Genomic DNA, 15,343 nt, shown 5'->3' with positions numbered 1-15,343 from the left:
GGAGAGCGGTCGTACCGGCCCTCCTCCCACCCGCTTACCTGCAGAGACTTGAGCAGGTCCGGCGAAGGAGACGCTCCCCATGACAGACGCCTCATGCCCTCCGGCCCGTGAACTGACCGATTCCGATCTCGCCCCGACCCCCGATGTCCCATGGGTGGCGGCGATGGTGGCCGACCTGCGGAACGAGCTGGACAGGATGCGGAATTCACCTTTCCTGCTCGCGATGAAGCCGGACGAGAGCTCCGACGCGGCGTGGCGGCACTATCTGCGAGAAGCCTTCCGCATCGTGGAGTCCTTCCCCAAGTACATGGCCGCCTGCCTCGCGCGCACCACTTTCGGGCAGCGCACGGGCGATCTGGCGGCCCGTGACTGGCTGATCGGCAACATCAGCACCGAGGCGCGGCATGCCCGGTGGTACATCGACTGGGCCATGGCCCATGGAGCCACCTACGAAGAGATCGTGAACCACGTTCCCGGCCCCGAGATGACAAAGCTGCACCGGCATCTGTGGACCACTGCGCACGAGGGCACGCCGGCCGAGGTGTTCACCGCCGTCAACTATGTGATGGAAGGGGTGACCGGTGAAATGTGCGTCCGGATGATGCCCGTCCTCCGGAAGCGCTTCCATGACGATCCTCGCCCCCTGCGCTGGCTGACGGAGCACGCCGAGCACGACGACGTGCATCCGCGCCAGGCGTTGGAACTCGCCAAACTGCTGGCCACCGACGCGGAGACGCAGGAGCGGGCGGCCCGCGCCGCCGTCACCTCACTACGGCTCTACCGGGAGGCGGTCGACTCCATGGGCCGGACTCCGGCGTTGTCGGCCGCTGGTGCGCATGGAGCGGAGCGGGTTCACCGTGCCTTCCCGTTGTCCCCACGTCCTTGACCCGAAGGGCCGTGACCTGGCAGGCGAGGCCCACAGGCTGAGGCAACAAGGGCCCGCCGCACTCGTGGAGTTGCCCGGTGGCGTCACGGCCTGGTCGGTGACACGCCATGACTGCGTCAAGCAAGTGCTGCGTGACTCCCGGGTTTCCAAGGATCCCCGGCAGCACTGGCCGGACTTCGCCGACGGCCGGATCGGTCCGGACTGGACGCTGTACCGCTGGGTGGCCGGCAAGAACATGATGACCACCTACGGGGACGAGCACGCCAGGCTTCGCCGAATCGTCGCGGGGGCTTTCTCGGCGCGGCGTTCGGAGGCCATGAGACCTCGGATCGAGGCGATCACCCGAGATCTTCTGCTGGACCTGGACAGGGTGCCGGCCGGCCACGAGACGGACCTGCGCGCGGATTTCGCCCACCCCCTGCCGATCCATGTCATCTGCGAACTCTTCGGCGTCCCCCAGGGCAGCCGGACCGCCCTGTGCGCCGGCGTGGACGAGTTCATGCGCACATCCGCCACGGTCAGGGAAATCCGGGCCGCCCAACGAGAGGTGTACGCCGTCCTGGCCGATCTGGTCGCGGCCAAACGGGGAGCCGGGACTGCGGACGATCTGGCCTCCGCGCTGATCGCGGTCCAGGGCGGCGACGGTTCCCGCTTGACGGAACGGGAGTTGGTGGACACCTTGTTCCTGGTGATCGGTGCCGGGCACGAAACCACCGTGAACCTTCTGGCCAACTCGATCGCGGCGCTTCTCGCCCATCCGGATCAGCTGGAACTGATCCGAAGCGGACGGGCGTCCTGGCACGACGCCGTGGAGGAGACCCTGCGGGCCAGGGCGCCGATCGCCCATGTGCCTCTGCGGTACGCGACCGAGGACATCGACCTGGACGGCGTGCTGATCCGCAGGGGGGATCCCATCCTGGTCTCCTACGCCGCCGCGGGGCACGACGCGGACCGCCACGGAGCGAATGCCCAGGCGTTCGACATCACCCGCGCGACGCGCCGGGACCACATCGCCTTCGGGTACGGGGTCCATCGCTGTCTCGGGGCGAAGCTGGCCCGCTTGGAGGCCGCAGTCGCTCTGCCCGCCGTTTTCGGTCGCTTTCCGCGGATGAGAATGGCTCGCCCTCAGGGCTCCCTGGAACCCCTGGAGTCGTTCATCACCAATGGGTACAAAGAACTCCTCGTCGTGTTGAGGCCGGGCGCCTCGTCACCGGATTTCTTCACCGAACCCGTGTCGGATCGGGTGGGTTGTGGGTGATCTGCCGAAGCTCCTCCCCGCCACGGGCGCCGTTGCGATCCTGCGGAACGGACGCCGAAGGAGACCGCTCCCCGCGGCAGGTCTCAAGGCGTCGCGGCGCGCAGGTCCGCCAGGAGCTCGGCCTGGCCCTGGAGGACGCCCGAGAGAATGCTCCGGGCGACCCTCAGCAACTCGGCGAGCTCGGGGGCGGCGAGGCGGTAGAAGACGTTGGAGCCCTCGCGGCGGGTGAGGACGAGGTTGGCCTTGCGCAGGACCGCGAGCTGCTGGGACAGCGCGGCCGGCTCCAGGCCGACCTCGGGCAGCATCTCCGCGACCGCGTGCTCCCGGACACTGAGCAGCTCCAGGACGCGGATGCGGGCGGGATGGCCGAGCGTTTTGAAGAACTCGGCCTTGAGCTGGTAAAGCGGGGTGCCCGCCTGCGCGTTCGGCCCGCCGCCGGACCCGGCCCCATGGTCTGCGCTCGTCCTGCGCACCTGTTCCACCCGCTGCTTCCCGTTCGTGGAGACGACCGCGATCGCCTCCCATGACATCCCGTGACCTCCACAATTGCAGATTCCTGCAAGTTCTGAACACCCGCGGTCCCCTTCCGGGGACGGAAGGCCGTTTCACAGGGGCAGGGTGATCCAGACGGCCTTGCCCTGCCCGTCCGCGTCCGGACGCACCACCGCCGTCCCGCCGAGCTCCATGGTCACCGCCGCCACGATGGCCGGCCCGCTCCCGGGGGCGGCGGCCAACGCCCGGTACAGGGCGGGCTGGTAGGGGTGGCGGTCGTGCACGGCGAAGGCGAGCACGCCGGGCCCGAGAGTTGCATAAGTTTGCAATTCCGAAAGTCGATATGTCGTGCGTCGCCCGCCGCCGTCGCCCCCTTCGGATACCGTCTGCCGGGTAGCGAGAGGCCCACGACCCTGCCGCCGAGGGGGCGCCGCATGAACCGACCGCCGGCCGCCGCACGCACCCCGGACGGGCTGTCCCGGCGGCTGGGCCCGGCCGACGCGGTGGTGATCGGGCTGGGGTCGATGATCGGCGCGGGGGTCTTCGCCGTGCTCGCCCCGGCCGCCCGGGCGGCCGGTACCGGGCTGCTGCCCGGTCTGGCCCTGGCCGCCCTGGTCGCCTACTGCAACGCCACTTCCTCCGCCCGGCTCGCCGCCCGTTACCCGGCCTCCGGCGGCACCTACGTCTACGGCCGCGAGCGGCTGGGGGACTTCTGGGGCTGCCTGGCCGGGTGGGCCTTCGTCGTCGGCAAGACCGCCTCCTGCGCCGCGATGGCGCTCACTGTCGGCTCGTACGCGTGGCCCGGCCAGGAGCACGCGGTCGCGGTCGCCGCCGTGGTCGCGCTGACCGCGGCGAACTGCACCGGGGTGCACAGGTCCGTGCTCCTCACCCGCGTGATCGTGGGCCTGGTCCTGGCCGTCCTCGCCGCGGTCGTCGTCGCGTGCCTGTCCTCCGGCGCCTCGGACGCCGCCCGGCCGGCCGGCGGCGCCGACGGCGGCTTCGGCGGGGTGCTCCAGGCGGCCGGCCTGCTGTTCTTCGCCTTCGCCGGCTACGCGCGCATCGCCACCCTCGGCGAGGAGGTCCGCGACCCGGCCCGTACGATCCCCCGCGCCGTCCCCGTCGCGCTCGGCATCGCGCTGGCCGTCTACGCCCTCGTCGCCGTCGCCGTGCTCACGGTGCTCGGGCCCCGGCAACTGGCCGACGCACGGGCGCCGTTGTCGGACGCCGTCCGTGCCGCCGGGGCGGGCGGGCTCGTGCCCGTCGTCCGGGCCGGGGCCGCCGTGGCGGCGCTCGGGTCGCTGCTCGCCCTGATCCTGGGGGTCTCGCGCACCGTCCTGGCCATGGCCCGGGACCGCCGTCTGCCGCACGTCCTGTCGGCCGTCCACCCCCGGTTCAAGGTTCCGCACCGGGCCGAACTGGCCGTCGGCGCGGTGGTGGCCGCGCTCGCCGCGACGGCGGACGTGCGCGGTGCGATCGGTTTCTCCTCCTTCGGCGTGCTGCTCTACTACGCCGTGGCCAACGCCGCCGCGCTCACCCTCACCCGGGCCGAAGGCCGCCCGCCCCGCGTCGTTCCGGTGGCCGGTCTCGCCGGCTGCCTGGCCCTCGCCTTCGCCCTGCCGGCCGCCTCGGTGCTCCTGGGCGCGGCGGTCCTGGCCGCCGGTGCCGCGGCTCACGGCGTCGGGCGCGTTCTCGCGGCCCGGTCGGAACGGTAGGCGGAACGACTCCTTCCGGGCCGGACGTCATCAATCCCACATTCTGGGACAGGGGATGGGCGAGAAGGGGCGAAGTGGTGTATTCCGGCGATAGGTTGCAGTCCAACAAGTGCGCCCGACTGGCCGAAAAGACCGTCTGGACAAGCCGGTTCGTCTCTGCACACCCCCCGGTCGAAGGCGCCGCAGATCCGGGTCCGTGCCGTGCGCATCGTTTTCGGGGCGCTGAAGACGCGGATCAATAGCGGGTGTTCGGCCATTCGTCCCCTTCTCGACTGAAGGGGAGATTCCGCATGCGGTCCGGGGATCTTGTCGTCCCGACTCCTTGAGCCCCCTCGTCACCGTGCGGTACACAAGTGGCGCTTGTTACCCAAAGTGGCAAGAGAAAGGGAAGTGATGCCAAAGAGTCCTTTGCCGGAAACGCTGCCCGACGTGCTGAACGTCATCCGCACCCGGACCGTCCTCCGGAATTACGCGCCGGAACCCATCGACGACGAACTCATCGACCAGATGCTGGAGTGCATGCTCGCCGCACCCACCGCCTCCAACAAACAGGCGTGGTCGTTCGTCGTGGTCCGCGATCCGGCGAACGTGCGGATGCTGCGGGCCTTTTCCCCCGGCATCATCGGGACGCCCGCCTTCGTCGTCGTCGCCTGCGTCGACCGGCGGCTGACCTCCGGCTTCACCGGCGAGCTGTCCCGGAAGATCTACGAGACCTCGAAGCTCTGCGTGGCCATGGCCGTGGAGAACCTGCTCCTCTCCGCCCACGCCCTCGGCTTCGGCGGCTGCCCGGTGAGCAGCTTCCGCGAGGAGGTGCTGCGCCACACGCTCGGCCTGCCGGAGCCGCTCGAACCCGTGCTGCTCGTCCCCGTCGGGCGCCCCGCCGAGCCGCCCACACCCTCCGACCGCCGCGACAAGAACGAGGTGATCAGCTATGAAGTCTGGGGAAACCGTGCCGCAGAACCGGTTGCATGAGGACATCGCCCTGCTCGCCGCGTACCTGCTGAGCAGCGGCAGGGGGCTGCTCAACGAGCCCGCGGACTACGGTGCCTTCCGCTGCGCCGACGCCGCGCGCCGGCTGCTGGAAATCCTCGACCGGGCCGGCGGCGGCACGCCCGGATTCACCGAGCTGCGCAAGAGCCTGGACGACATCATGTTCGCCCCCATGGGCGGCGACAGGGACATGGCCGAAATCCTCGACGAACTCTGCCTGAAGATGGCGGACACCGTGAAGGACGCCGCGTTCACCTCGCGTTCTTGAGTGGATCCACGAACCCCGGTCCACGAACCCCCAAGAGGAGAAACCGATATGCCGCCGAATGTGCTGGCGGAGGCCCCCGGGATCGAAATGCGTGCCGAGCCCCTCGGGGAGAACTGCGAACGCATCTGGCAGCGGGCGGAACACGCCCTCGTAGGAATAAGCACCGGAAACAGCTATTTCAATCAGGAGCGGCTCACCGCGCTGCTCGATTGGGCGGGGAACCACTACGGGCAGATCGATGTGGTCTATGTCGACACCGCTCTGGACGACATGCTGTTGGCCGACGGCCGCACGCCGGAGAGCGCCGCGAGATCGGTGAAGGGCACCGTCCGTGACGCGCGGCGACGGATCAGGCGGGCGGTGGAGAAGCAGGGCCCGCGGGCCGAGCGGTTCCGCGTGCGGGCCTTGTCCGAGCTTCTGGAACTGCCCGAATACCGGGCCGTGCGGGAGCGGACGGACCGCGCCTTCGAGGAGGACGCGGAGTTCACCGCCACCTGCGAGGCGATGGTGCAGGAGGTCGTCGCCCACCGTGGCGACAGCGCCATCACCGAGGCGCACCTGCGGGCCGGCCTGGCCTACGTCCAGGCGGAAGCGCCCTTGTTCACCGACTGCCCGGCCATCTTCGGCGTCTCCGCGTCGGTGGTCCTGTACCACATGAGGACCCCGATCAGCGAGTACCTCGCGGGTGATCCACAGGGTTTCCGCGCGGCCCCCGGCCAGGGGTTCGTCATCGTCCGCCCCGCGGAGCCGGCGCTCGCGACGGTCTGAGAGCGGCCCTGCGGGCCCGCGAAGCGCCCCGCCGGCCGCGCATCCACGGACCGGCCGGTTCCGGCGCCCCTTTCCGTGCACCGGAACCGGCCGCACCGCGCTCGCCCGGCGGCGGCCCGGGCCCGCCCGGCATTGATCCCGACATTGATCACGTGTGCTCGGACACACTGCTTGAACAGCCGAAAAGGCATGGGGTTAGCATGTGAGCGCCGCCTAGCTCGAAAGAGATACCCCTGTGACTGTCAACGAGGACACGTTCACCAACTGGAAGAACCGCGAGGAAATTGCGGAGTCGATGATCCCGGTCATCGGGAAGCTGCACCGGGAGCGGGACGTCACCGTCCTGGTCCACAGCCGCTCCCTGGTGAACAAGTCGGTCGTCAGCATCCTCAAGACTCACCGGTTCGCCCGCCAGATCGCCGGTGAGGAGCTCTCGGTCACCGAGACGCTGCCCTTCCTGCGGGCCCTCACCACGCTCGACCTCGGCCCCTCCCAGATCGACATCGGCATGCTCGCCGCCACCTACCGGGCCGACGACCACGGCCTCACGGTGGAGGAGTTCACCGCCCGGGCCGTCGCCGGCGCCACCGGCGCCAACAAGATCGAGCGCGGCGACGGGCGCGACGTCGTCCTCTACGGCTTCGGCCGCATCGGCCGCCTCGTCGCCCGCCTCCTGATCGAGAAGTCCGGCTCCGGCAACGGTCTGCGGCTGCGCGCCATCGTCGTCCGCGGCGGAGGCGGCCGGGCCGACGAGGATCTCGTCAAGCGCGCCTCGCTGCTGCGCCGCGACTCCATCCACGGCCAGTTCCAGGGCACGATCACCGTCGACGAGGCGAACAGCACGATCACCGCCAACGGCAACGAGATCAAGGTGATCTACGCCAACGACCCGTCGGAGGTCGACTACACGGCGTACGGCATCGACAACGCCATCCTCATCGACAACACCGGCAAGTGGCGCGACCGCGAGGGCCTGTCCGAGCACCTGCGCCCCGGCATCGACAAGGTCGTCCTGACCGCGCCGGGCAAGGGCGACGTCCCCAACATCGTCCACGGCGTCAACCACGACACGATCAAGCCGGACGAGCGGATCCTGTCCTGCGCGTCCTGCACCACCAACGCGATCGTCCCGCCGCTGAAGGCGATGGCCGACGAGTACGGCGTCCTGCGCGGTCATGTGGAGACCGTCCACTCGTTCACGAACGACCAGAACCTGCTGGACAACTACCACAAGGCCGACCGCCGCGGCCGCTCCGCGCCGCTCAACATGGTCATCACCGAGACCGGCGCCGCCTCCGCCGTCGCCAAGGCGCTGCCCGACCTCAAGGCGCCGATCACCGGCAGCTCGATCCGCGTCCCGGTCCCGGACGTCTCGATCGCCATCCTCAGCCTGCGCCTCGGCCGCGAGACCAGCCGCGAGGAGGTCCTCGACCACCTCCGCGACGTGTCGCTGACCTCGCCGCTCAAGCGCCAGATCGACTTCACCACGGCGCCCGACGCGGTCTCCAGCGACTTCATCGGCTCGCGCCACGCCTCGATCGTCGACGCGGGCGCCACCAAGGTCGACGGCGACAACGCGATCCTCTACCTCTGGTACGACAACGAGTTCGGCTACTCGTGCCAGGTCATCCGCGTCGTCCAGCACGTCTCCGGGGTGGAGTACCCGACCTTCCCCGCACCGGTGGCCTGACCCCGGCGGAACGCACCGGCCCGCCCCCGCGGCGGGCCGGACCGCCGGCCTAGAGGACCGTCAGCACCGTCGGCCCGGCCGCCCCGGTGACACCGCCCGCCAGGCACTGCAGTGCCCCCGGCTGCGGCAGGGGAATGAGCTGGAGCACCTTCCGGCCGTGGAAGAGGCCGTGAGTGACGGTGCCGGCGGCCGGGGTGACCACCTGGCCGGCCACGGCCGTACTGCTCCCGGCGATGCCGGCGGTGCTGGCGTCGCCGGTGTTCCAGCGGTAGGTCCGGCTGGTCCGGAACCCGTCCAGGAGGTTGTTGCAGCCCGTGAAGAGGGTGAACTCCTCGTGGTAGCCGCCGCTCCGCACCTTCCCGCCCCCGCCGGCGCAGGAGCCGAACCGCCCGTCCACCGTCACGCGGATGTGCCGAGGCCGAAGGGTAATGCCCGGGTGGTAGGCGACGGACTCCGTACCATGGCACAGCAGTTGACCGGAGTCACGGGAGTGGGCGGACGCCGGCACCGGCACGGCCGCGCCGAGCACCACCGCGGTCAGCAGAGCGGCCGCACGCATAGTTCTTCCGCCGACCGTCCCCGTCACGGCGGCTCTTCTTCTCGCACTGGGCATCATGGGACGTCCCTGCCCCGGTGGCACGCCCCGGAGACAGGCGCGCCGGAGCGACGGGCGGTGCGCGGTCCGGTACGACGGCGCGCTGCGGCGTCGTACGCCTACCCGCGCGGCCCCTCCGGCGCATAGCCTTCCCTCGCACGCGGCCCTGTCCCGGAGCGACCTGGAGAGCGATGGACACGCTGGAGAGCGGCACGCTGACGGTGCCGGGCGCGAGGCTTTACCACGAAGTGCGCGGCAGCGGGCCGCTGTTGCTGCTCATCCCGGGCGGCGCCTCCGACGCGGAGGTCTTCCGGCGGACGGCCGACGCGCTCGCCGCCCGCCACCGCGTCGTCACCTACGACCCGCGCGGCATCTCGCGCAGCCCGCTCGACGCCCCGCCGCCGGAGCCCTGGCCGGTATGGCTCGCGACCCAGGCCGACGACGCCGCACGGCTCCTCGGTCACCTCACCCGGGACGGCGAACCGGTGCAGGTGTTCGGCAGCTGCTCGGGCGGGCTGATCGCCCTGGAGCTCATGGTCCGCGACCCGCGCCGGACCCGGCTGGCGGTCGCCCACGAGCCGCCCGCCATGGGCCTGTTGCCCGATGCGGAGCGGCAGTTCGCGTTCTTCGACGAGGTGTACGCGACGTACCGGCGGGACGGCGTGCGGGCGGCCATGGACAGGCTCAACGCCGCCTTCAGCGGGAGGCCCGCTCCGGCGCTCCCCGAGGCGGCGGACGAGGCGGCGGACAACACCGCGTTCTTCCTGGCCCATGTGATGCGGCCCTCCACCCGCTGCGTGCCCGACGTCACCGCGCTGGCCGCCGTGGCCGACCGCGTCGTCATGGCCGGCGGCCTGGACTCGCGCGACCACGCCGTGCACCGGCCGACGGCCGAGCTGGCGCGGCGGCTCGGCAGTGAACTGGCCGAGTTCCCCGGCGGGCACTCCGGCTACGCCAAACACCCCGCCTCCTTCGCCGCCCGGCTCGGCGCGATCCTGGCCGGCGCCCGGCCCGCACGCGGCTGACGCGCCGTGCGCATCCTGATGGGTGCCCAGAACTGCGGCTTCGGCCCGGCGTCCGTACTCGTCGCCGTGGCCCGGCAACTCGCCGGCCATGAACGGGTGTTCGTGGGGAACGGCATCTCGGCGGCGTTCGCGCGCCGCAACGCCGCCGCCTTCGACGCCCTCCACGACGGCGGGGGAGCGGGCCCGTTGCCGGTGGACGCCGACCGGGTCGTCTCCGTCATGGACGCCGACCTCGTCCTGCGCTCGGCCGTGGCGCGCCGCCCGGTCGTCCTGGTGGACTGCCTGTTCGGCTTCTGGCGGCACCGGCAGCCCCTCGCGCGGATCCGCGAGCTGAGCGCGACCCTCCCGCGCGACTCCCTCCCGGCGGCCCGCCGGCACCTGGCCCGCCTCACGCCCCACGAACGCGTCCTCGCCGCCCACTTCCTGGCCGACCACAGCGTGATCCAGAACTTCCCCGGCGTCCCCCGGCGCATGGCCGAGTTCGCCGACGCGGGTCACGCGATGCGGCTGACCGGCCCGCTCGTCGACCTGGAAGGCCTGTACGCCGCACGGGCGGACGGCGGACCGGACCCGGACCGCGGCCACGACTACGACCTGCTGATCAACACCGGCGGCTTCCGGAACTTCCTCCTGGACTTCGACACCAACAACGACTACCTCCGGCTGATCGACCGCTGGATCCCGGACCTGCTCGCCGACTGGCCCCGGCTCGACGGCGTCCTGCTCTGCGGCGGCCCGTACGCCGGTCACCGGGCCCGCACGCTCCGGACGGCGGCCGGGCGCCGGGTCGACCGCCGGTTCCTGCCGCAGCGCGAGCTGCTGCGCCACGTGGCGAGGACGCCGCACTACCTGCTCGCCCCCGGCCTGTCGGCACTCCACGAGGCCACGCTCCTGGGCCGGCTGCCGCTGGGGCTCCACGAGCAGCACTACGCGCACACGTTCACCGTCCGGCACCTCGTGGACACCCTCTTCGGCCGCCTGGCCGGGCGTTTCGCGGACGTCCTGCCCGGCCACGCGCCGCCCGAGGACGACCACGCGGGCACCGAGGCCCTCGTGGCCGTCGCCGGACGGATCAGGGAGGACGACGGCCTCTACGCGCGGTTCCGCCGTACGTTCAACGAGCGCCTGGAGCGGTATTTCGCCCTCACGCCGGAGCAGCGGCGGGACGGCGCGGCGGAGTTGCGCGCCCTCCTGGACGGCCCTCCCGCGCCCGCGGTGATCGCCGGGCTTCTGGAAGACCCGCCCGACAGCGCCGGGCTCGGCCGACGCCGACCGGGTTGACGCAGGTGCCGGGGTGGGTGGCCCCCGACTGGTTCACCAGGGCGCCGCCGTGGGGCCACTTCAGCATGAAGTGCTCCTTCTCGCCGGGCGGGGTGATCAGGAGCATGCCGGGCTCCACGCGGTTCCGGTCGGTGCTGTCCTGGCGCCACTCCCGTCCCACCCACGCCTCGTGGGACGGGACGTCTCCGCAGGTCGGACCGTGGGACGTCCCATGAAGCCCCGACCGGGCGGTGAGTGCTGGAAGTTGCCGGCGTGGCCCAGCAGAGTTCGTGGTGCAACAGGGCGGCGCGGTCCACCCCGCGCCGCCCGTCCCGAACAGCGGGGGAAGGAACCCGAAGCATGTACGTACGCAAGCGCATCGCCCTCACCGCCACGACCGCGATCCTCGGCGGCGTCCTGGCCGCCACCCCGGCCATGGCCGCCGCACCGAGCGCGGCCGGCTCCACGGCCGCGTCCGCCGTCGCCGCCGCGCACACGACGGACTCCGGGGACAGCACCGCGGTCAAGACCACCTGGAAGCGCGTCTGGGGGCCGGCGAAGATATCCGCCGCGTACCTCAACTCGCACGGCAAGAAGTGGGAGTCGCAGAACTACACCCAGTCCCGGCCCGCGAACTCCGCGAAGGTCACGTTCAAGTGCTGGAACAACGGGGACAAGGGCAAGGCCCGGGTCCGGATCAAGGACATGAACACCGGCCGGATCCTCGCCAGCAGCGGCTTCCGGCTGTGCGACTGGAAGAAGCACAGCGCGGTCGGCAACTACTACACCGGCCACAAGCTGCGGGTGCTGCTGGACGTCAAGGGCAAGGCGCACACCACCGACATCACGGCGTACCGGGGGTACTGAGCGCCGTCTGACGCCGGGCCGCACCGCCCCACCGGGTGGTGCGGCCCTCTCAGCCGCCACGATGCGGCGGCACCGGTAGCCGGCCCAGGGCGAGGAGGGCCGGCAGCGGCCGGGGCGTCCAGCCCGTCGTCGGCGCCGGGACCGCCGTGCCCCGGCCGCCGCGGCAGTAGGCGTCGCGGACCAGTCCGTAGCCGGGCACCTGGACGGCCGCCAGGAGCGTGGCCCACGCGGTCGCGTTCGCCTCGACGGTCCGGGAGACCTCCCGGAACTCCGCGGCGTCACGGGCGGCGGCCAGACTCCGGCCGTAGTACCAGGCGTTTTGGCGCCACAGCACGAACAGTTCGTGCGCCGTGAAGCGCGCGACCGGATTCCAGCGCTCCTCCGCCGCGCCGGCCAACGGGTCGTAGCGGCGGGCGACCTCCCGCACCGCGGGCCCGAACGCACGGTCCAGTACGGACTGGACCCTGTCGTAGTCGGCCTTGCGGGTCGTACCGCCGGGCCGTACGAGGCCCGTTTCGGCCAGCGCGTAAGCGGCGTCGCGCTGGATGTGGGCGTTGGAGCCCAGCAGGACGTCCTGCCCGGCGTTGGTCCCGCCCCCGCGCCCCGCGGCGAACGCGATCCGCCACGCCTCCGGCACCGGGCGCCCGTCCCGGCCGGCGCGCACGGCGCCGAAGTAGCGTTCGGCGAAGGCGGCGTTGAAGTCGCGCACCGCCCAGGACGGTTCGGCGAAGTAGCCGGGCCGTTCCCGCGCCGTACGCCGCAGCGTGGTCTGCACCCACGTGTACACCGCCGCGAAGGGCGCACGGGCGTCGCACCCGAGGCGGTCGCGGAACGAGCCGAGCTCCCGCTCCAGTTGCCCGGCACAGTCCGCCGGGGCGGCCCGGCACACCACCGTCCGCGCGCCCGGACCCGCGTCCGCCCGCGCCGCACCTCCGCTCCACAGGACCAGCGTCATCGTCACCGGGATCGCGATCGCCCGTGCGAGATGCGTCGTGAACACGTGGGGGCCTCCCTCGTAGGCGGGGGGATCGGGCCCTGTACAACGAGGTCGGGACAACGAGGTCGGGTTTCCCGGCGGGAGCACTGGCATCCATGCCGGTCAGCGGCATGCGTATGCTCCCCGCATGGCACAGACTCCGAAACGATCGGGCGCGACGAAGGCCGTGTCCTGGGGCTTCGCCGTCGCCATGGCCGTCATGGCGGTGGGCGTCGTCGTGGACTGGTTCCATGGCGAGGGACTGGACTGGGGCGTCGCGGCCCTGCAACTCCTGGTCCTCCCGTACGCGGTGGGGGAGGTGCTGCGGGCGCACGGCCGGGCCCGCGCGGCCGCCGTCGCCGGCACCGTCTCGAACTGGCTGCTGCTCCCCGCCGCCGCGATTCTGTGGACGGGCCTGATCGTCGGCTGGTCCCGGGACGAGGGCACGCCGTGGCTCCCGTTCACAGCCGCGGTGCTGCTGCCGGCCGGGGCGGCGGCCATGGGCACCGCAGCCCTGCGCAGGCGGCGCGCGGCCGTGTGATCCAGGCCGTCGGCTTCCTTCCTACGTCCTCCCGGCCGGCGGCGCAGACCGTGCTGCTCCGTCCGGGGACGTCACGGGACACCGCTGTTCCGAATGGCTGCCTCCACATCGCGATTTCCGCGGTCGCGACATGACATGGGTGGTAGTCGACACGGAGGTATGCGCAATGGGCGGACGGCCGGATGGTGCGGGCAAGGGGACGCGGGCTACGACCCGGCGGTGTCTGGCGGGGGTGCTCACCTTCACGTCGGTGCTCCTGACGACGAACGCCGCGGAAGCGGACGTCCATCCGCCGGAACGGGTCTGGCCGTCGGTCACCAAGGAATCCGACTGGCGGGGAGTGGTGGCCGTGCTGGGTCACAAGGGCCGGCTCGTGAGCAACCGGGCCTACGGCATCGGGTTCCCCCGGGTCGACCTGAAGGTGGTCTGCAAGGGACATCGTGTCAAGGCGATCGGGTCGTTCGCGTCCTTCGTCCGCTACCCCGACGGGCAGACGATGATGATGGGGGACCTCGCGCTGACCGAGCCCGAGGTGCGGAAGGTCCATGACGTCCTGGTCGCCCGCGGCATCAACCAGACGTCCCTGCACGAGCATCTCCCCGCCCACACGCCCGCGTTGCAGTGGGTCCACGTCCACGCCATGGGCCGGGACCCGGTGGCCCTGGCCAAGAAGCTGCGGGCCGCCCTGGACGTCACCGGCACGCCCCAGGTCTCGGGCACGCCCGTCAAAGTGCCCCTGGGACTGGACGGTCCGGCCGTCGACCGCGCCTTGGGAGCGGAGGGCCGGGCCCAGGGCTCGGTCTACAAGGTCACCTTCGCCCGCAACGAGACCATGGCCGACCACGACCGGGTGCTGCCCAGGATGACCGGCAGCACCACCGCCCTGATCTTCCAGCCCCTCAGCCGCAAGAAGGCCCTGGTGAACGGGGACATCGCCGTGACCGCCCGCGAGGTGCCCGCGACGGTCAGGGCCCTGCGGCGCGGAAAGATCGACATCGTGGCCTTCCACAACCACATGCTCACCGACCAGCCCCGTCTGTTCTTCTTCCATCTGTGGGCCGTCGGCGACCCGGTCCGCCTCGCCAAGCACCTCCGCAGCGCCATCCGCCACACCAATGTCTCGCCCGCTTCGCCGGATTGACGGCGGAGGGTCGGTGCGGTCCGGTCCGCAGGGGCCCATCACGTATGCGCGAAGCCGCACCGGGCACACGGGGGACGCGTCCGCCGGGGCACCGGGCTACGGCCGGCGCGGCCGGGAGGCACCGGGGCATGGCCGGTCGGCACTCCGAGGACACCGGCACGGCCGCCGCCCTCCATGTCGCGGGTGCCTGCTCGGGTGCGCTGTTCTTCGGACCGTCATGAGCCCACCATTACGCGGCCGGCATGGCGATCCGTCCCGAGCCCACAGCCTGGCCGCCGAACCGTCGGATCCGAGCAAAGCGCTTCAGTCCTCGTCCTCACTGGACTTCGTGTCCGGGAGCAGAGGGAACAGCCGGGCGATAAGGGCCACCGGGCGAGCCCCCTCGGGCCGGGCCAGGGGGCGTTGTTCGCGGTCCTGGTACGGGGCGAGCGTCCGTCGGATCGTCTCGGCGACCCGGCTCATCTCCTCCGGGGTGAGGTAGGCGATGGCGCTGAAGGCTTCGTCGCGGCGCCACTCGTCGGGCTCCTGGTCCCGCCGGTCCAGCCACTGCCGCCAGCTCTCGTCCTCCAGCCCCCTGGCCCAGTCCCCGAAACCGTCCTCCATGGACGCCTCGGCTTCGGTGGAACGCTGCTTGAGGCGCCACGGGCGCGCGCGGCCCCCGTGGTGAGGGGCTTCCTCGACGTACCCGTGGCGCGCGAGCTGCCGCAGGTGGAACGAGCAGAGCCCGGAGCTGTAGCCCAGCCGACCGGCGGCCTCGGTCGCCGTGACGGTGCCGACTTCGGCGAGCAGGCCCAGCAGGGCCGTACGGACCTCGTGCTCGCGCAGATCTTCTTCAGTCACTTTGCAAAGTCTGCTAGTTTGCAAAGTGCTTGGC

17 protein-coding genes are annotated in these 15,343 nt (G+C 71.6%); 12 read left to right on the top strand and 5 right to left on the bottom strand.

The window, feature by feature from the left end:
- Positions 1-79 precede the first annotated feature (79 nt).
- Together I5Q34_RS25880 and I5Q34_RS25875 are read left to right on the top strand one after the other, a co-directional pair.
- Complete coding sequence (locus I5Q34_RS25880; protein WP_199894828.1) at positions 80-886, top strand: TenA family transcriptional regulator; 807 nt, start codon at positions 80-82, stop codon at positions 884-886.
- A gap of 220 nt (positions 887-1,106) precedes the next feature.
- Positions 1,107-2,144, top strand: coding sequence for a cytochrome P450 (locus tag I5Q34_RS25875; protein ID WP_307811737.1), 1,038 nt, complete (start codon positions 1,107-1,109; stop codon positions 2,142-2,144).
- 83 nt (positions 2,145-2,227) lie between these two features.
- On the opposite strand, the gene I5Q34_RS25870 is transcribed toward I5Q34_RS25875, so the two are convergent.
- Both I5Q34_RS25870 and I5Q34_RS25865 read right to left on the bottom strand, forming a co-directional pair.
- Positions 2,228-2,626 carry an ArsR/SmtB family transcription factor gene (locus tag I5Q34_RS25870; RefSeq protein WP_374193062.1) on the bottom strand — a complete coding sequence of 133 codons (399 nt, stop codon included), beginning with the start codon at positions 2,624-2,626 and terminating at the stop codon, positions 2,228-2,230.
- A 123-nt stretch (positions 2,627-2,749) separates the two neighbouring features.
- Positions 2,750-2,965 carry a hypothetical protein gene (locus tag I5Q34_RS25865; RefSeq protein ID WP_374193060.1) on the bottom strand — a complete coding sequence of 72 codons (216 nt, stop codon included), beginning with the start codon at positions 2,963-2,965 and terminating at the stop codon, positions 2,750-2,752.
- A 105-nt stretch (positions 2,966-3,070) separates the two neighbouring features.
- On the opposite strand from I5Q34_RS25865, the gene I5Q34_RS25860 reads away from it, so the two are divergent.
- From I5Q34_RS25860 to I5Q34_RS25840, 5 genes are all read left to right on the top strand, one after another.
- Positions 3,071-4,348: an APC family permease gene (locus tag I5Q34_RS25860; RefSeq protein WP_199894824.1), complete on the top strand. Its 1,278-nt coding sequence runs from the start codon at positions 3,071-3,073 to the stop codon at positions 4,346-4,348.
- Positions 4,349-4,777: 429 nt separating this feature from the next.
- On the top strand, positions 4,778-5,320 hold the full coding sequence (locus I5Q34_RS25855; RefSeq protein ID WP_277965717.1) for a nitroreductase family protein: 543 nt from the start codon (positions 4,778-4,780) through the stop codon (positions 5,318-5,320).
- Positions 5,280-5,606 carry a DUF6092 family protein gene (locus I5Q34_RS25850; RefSeq protein WP_199894823.1) on the top strand — a complete coding sequence of 109 codons (327 nt, stop codon included), beginning with the start codon at positions 5,280-5,282 and terminating at the stop codon, positions 5,604-5,606. The genes I5Q34_RS25855 and I5Q34_RS25850 overlap by 41 nt, the downstream gene beginning before the upstream one ends.
- Positions 5,607-5,654: 48 nt before the next feature.
- On the top strand, positions 5,655-6,374 hold the full coding sequence (locus I5Q34_RS25845) for a tRNA-dependent cyclodipeptide synthase (protein ID WP_199894822.1): 720 nt from the start codon (positions 5,655-5,657) through the stop codon (positions 6,372-6,374).
- A gap of 235 nt (positions 6,375-6,609) precedes the next feature.
- Positions 6,610-8,064 carry a glyceraldehyde-3-phosphate dehydrogenase gene (locus I5Q34_RS25840; RefSeq protein ID WP_199894821.1) on the top strand — a complete coding sequence of 485 codons (1,455 nt, stop codon included), beginning with the start codon at positions 6,610-6,612 and terminating at the stop codon, positions 8,062-8,064.
- 49 nt (positions 8,065-8,113) lie between these two features.
- Here the strand turns inward: I5Q34_RS25840 and I5Q34_RS25835 are convergent, their stop codons facing one another.
- Entirely contained in the window at positions 8,114-8,623 is a 510-nt protein-coding gene (locus I5Q34_RS25835; protein ID WP_199894820.1) for a hypothetical protein, read from the bottom strand.
- A 227-nt stretch (positions 8,624-8,850) separates the two neighbouring features.
- On the opposite strand from I5Q34_RS25835, the gene I5Q34_RS25830 reads away from it, so the two are divergent.
- From I5Q34_RS25830 to I5Q34_RS25820, 3 genes are all read left to right on the top strand, one after another.
- Entirely contained in the window at positions 8,851-9,684 is an 834-nt protein-coding gene (locus I5Q34_RS25830; protein WP_199894819.1) for an alpha/beta fold hydrolase, read from the top strand.
- Positions 9,685-9,690: 6 nt separating this feature from the next.
- The gene (locus I5Q34_RS25825; protein ID WP_199894818.1) at positions 9,691-10,965 is read left to right on the top strand and encodes a hypothetical protein; all 1,275 of its coding nucleotides are present in this window, start codon (positions 9,691-9,693) and stop codon (positions 10,963-10,965) included.
- 339 nt (positions 10,966-11,304) lie between these two features.
- On the top strand, positions 11,305-11,811 hold the full coding sequence (locus I5Q34_RS25820) for a hypothetical protein (RefSeq protein ID WP_199894817.1): 507 nt from the start codon (positions 11,305-11,307) through the stop codon (positions 11,809-11,811).
- Positions 11,812-11,860: 49 nt separating this feature from the next.
- On the opposite strand, the gene I5Q34_RS25815 is transcribed toward I5Q34_RS25820, so the two are convergent.
- Positions 11,861-12,811 (bottom strand): DUF5995 family protein, encoded by a 951-nt coding sequence (locus I5Q34_RS25815; RefSeq protein WP_199894816.1) that lies wholly within the window; start codon positions 12,809-12,811, stop codon positions 11,861-11,863.
- 124 nt (positions 12,812-12,935) lie between these two features.
- On the opposite strand from I5Q34_RS25815, the gene I5Q34_RS25810 reads away from it, so the two are divergent.
- A complete protein-coding gene (locus I5Q34_RS25810; protein WP_199894815.1) occupies positions 12,936-13,328 on the top strand; it encodes a hypothetical protein in 393 nt (130 codons plus the stop codon).
- Between the two features lie 250 nt (positions 13,329-13,578).
- Positions 13,579-14,469 (top strand): DUF1259 domain-containing protein, encoded by an 891-nt coding sequence (locus I5Q34_RS25805; protein WP_277965716.1) that lies wholly within the window; start codon positions 13,579-13,581, stop codon positions 14,467-14,469.
- A 303-nt stretch (positions 14,470-14,772) separates the two neighbouring features.
- On the opposite strand, the gene I5Q34_RS25800 is transcribed toward I5Q34_RS25805, so the two are convergent.
- Positions 14,773-15,309, bottom strand: coding sequence for a winged helix-turn-helix domain-containing protein (locus tag I5Q34_RS25800; protein ID WP_277965715.1), 537 nt, complete (start codon positions 15,307-15,309; stop codon positions 14,773-14,775).
- Between the last annotated feature and the right edge of the window lie 34 nt (positions 15,310-15,343).

Origin of the sequence: Streptomyces sp. AV19 (assembly GCF_015999245.1) — a bacterium.
Lineage (GTDB): Bacteria > Actinomycetota > Actinomycetes > Streptomycetales > Streptomycetaceae > Streptomyces.
This window is presented reverse-complemented; position numbering and strand designations above follow the sequence as displayed.